A 1,751-nucleotide genomic window follows, 5' to 3' on the forward strand; every position below is an offset into this window, starting at 1 on the left:
ATGTGGATTTTGGGAATTTGAATTACAGCTACAGTGAGGCTGAAAAATTTAATGGTAATCAGAATTTTTGGGAGTATTATTTTGAGCAAACTCCAATGAATCCAAATGGAAAAGCTGTCTACAATTCCAAATTTGAAAATTTCCCGTTGAAAATCTGGGAAAGGTCATTTTTTCGGCAATTGAATCAAACCTACATTTCAAATCTTACAATTAGACAGGAGATCAAGGAACTTGTAGAATCCATTAAAACTACCTTTAGAAACAAAACTGTACTCGGCATCCATATCCGAAAAACAGACCATTTTCATGAAGTAGAACCCGCCAAAGATGCCAAGTATCTGAAATTGGTGGATCAACAAATCAATTCTTTTGATAGACTTTTTCTGGCCACTGACGATATTCAGGTCCTGCAGCTTTTTGTAAAAAAATATGGGGATAAACTATTTTACCATCCTTTTGTCAGATCCTCTGGGGAAACTCCCATTCATGGCAATCATGATAATTCCAATGGATATGAACTGGGTAAAGAAGCTTTGTTGGATTGTTATTCATTGTCCTTCTGTACCAAAGCGATTCTTTCACCATCCAACCTTTCCTACTGCGCCCTGATCTTAAATCCTGAATTGCCTTATCAGATTGCAGAAAGCAGTTCGGCAAAGCGGTACAGGTTGAAAACTTTGGGAGCTTATTATCTTAATAAATGGGGCATCAGAAAGTGGTAAGCCGATGATTGAAATAAAGCCTTCTACAGCTTTTGATGTTGAATGTAAACAATGTCAATCAGCCCAAACTGCTGTCCACTCGTTGTTTTTTCAGGGGATGCATACTTTAGCGGACGCCTCCTGTCAAAGTTGTGGTTTTGAATTTTACCAGACTCTTCCCATAGGCCATGACCTGTTGTTTCCGATGCAAATCGCCAAGGATGGAAAATACCGTTTTCATGACCCTAGGGCAAATGGCTGGCTCGCTGACTCTTTGGTCCAATCCATCAAGCAACCGGTATCAAAGAGTTTTCAAATTGAAAAGAAAGTCAATAAATCTTTTGACCAGGTGATCATTGTCAATTGTTTGGATACCTGTTTTGGTCATGTTTTTGGAAAAATATGGAATACCTATACACTGTTAGCAAACAAAAAAGATTGGGGCATCATTGCCATCATCCCCGAAAGATGTCAATGGTTATTGCCTAAGGAATTAGCAGAGGTTTGGTCAATTTCAATTGATTTAAAAGATTGTGATCAAACTATTGGTGGCTTGGATGAATTTATCAAAACTCAGTTGAGCAGGTTTGAAAAAATTTCCCTCAGCCATACATACACACATTTGGACCATACCAAATATATTGATTTTGAAAAGGTCTTAAAAAGGCCCCGTTTTGATTTAAAGGAGTTCTTAATCTTGGAACCGCAATTCACTTTTATCCTAAGAGAAGACAGGTTTTGGTTAAATAGCCATGTGCTGTATTACTTCTTTCTGGCTTCCAGAAAATTTAAAATGGAGCGTTTATTTAAGCCCTTGTTTATTTGGAGACAAATGCATTTGGTCAACAAAACGGGGAGAAAGATCCTAAAAAGTTTGCCTCATGCCCATTTGAAAAGTAGCGGACTGGGAAATTCAGGAAAGCTTTTCAGCCAAATTGATGATCATAGAACAGACCGAATTTTGCCCGAGACGGAAATGGAATGGAATGAAATCTATTCAAGAAGCCATATCGTCATAGGGGTGCATGGTTCGAATATGTTGATTCCGAC

General features: G+C 38.1%; 2 protein-coding genes. Both read left to right on the top strand.

Going from position 1 to position 1,751, the window contains the following annotated elements; all coding sequences use genetic code 11:
* Nucleotides 1-722: hypothetical protein (locus ACEW8O_RS07640; RefSeq protein WP_373494029.1), on the top strand; the 722-nt coding region annotated here is incomplete at its 5' end.
* Between the two features lie 4 nt (nucleotides 723-726).
* Nucleotides 727-1,751: hypothetical protein (locus ACEW8O_RS07645; RefSeq protein ID WP_373494030.1), on the top strand; the 1,025-nt coding region annotated here is incomplete at its 3' end.

The organism is Aquiflexum sp. (assembly GCF_041749095.1).
In the GTDB taxonomy this organism is placed as follows: domain Bacteria; phylum Bacteroidota; class Bacteroidia; order Cytophagales; family Cyclobacteriaceae; genus Aquiflexum.